This is a genomic window from Bacillus pseudomycoides DSM 12442, assembly GCF_000161455.1.
In the GTDB taxonomy this organism is placed as follows: domain Bacteria; phylum Bacillota; class Bacilli; order Bacillales; family Bacillaceae_G; genus Bacillus_A; species Bacillus_A pseudomycoides.
The window spans coordinates 5,469,029-5,469,583 of record NZ_CM000745.1; the positions used below are offsets into that span (position 1 = coordinate 5,469,029).

Annotated in this window: 1 protein-coding gene; it reads left to right on the plus strand. The window is 33.3% G+C overall.

The window, feature by feature from the left end:
• The coding region (locus BPMYX0001_RS27670) for an HBL/NHE enterotoxin family protein (RefSeq protein ID WP_033799814.1) at nucleotides 1-555 on the plus strand (555 nt) is incomplete at both ends.

Consider the following 555-nt stretch of genomic DNA (forward strand, 5'->3'; position numbering starts at 1 on the left):
GTGGAAGTCCCATCTTTAAATACGAACCAAGATCTAATCAAGAAAGATATGAACGAATGGTCAACGGAACTTTATCCAAAATTAATTCTATTAAATTCAAAAAGTAAAGGATTTGTAACTAAATTTAATAGCTACTATCCAGCATTAAAAGGATTTGTAGACAATAGAGAAGATAAAGAAGGATTTTTGGATAGGCTAGAAGTTCTTCAGGACATGGCTATGACGAACCAAGACAACGTACAACGTCAGATTAATGAATTAACAGATCTTAAATTACAGCTTGATACAAAACTTAAAGATCTCGATACTGATGTGACAAAAGCGCAAGGTGTACTAAGTTCAGATGGAACAGGGAAAATCGACCAGCTAAAAAATGAATTACTAAATACCCAAAAATCAATTGAGGGTGATTTACAACAAATAGCGTTGTTACCAGGAGCTTTAAATGAACAAGGGTTTGTTATATTCAAAGAAGTCTATAATCTTTCAAAAGATATCATTGAACCGGCTGCTCAAACAGCGGTGACAGCGTATAACAAAGGAAAAGAAATTAAT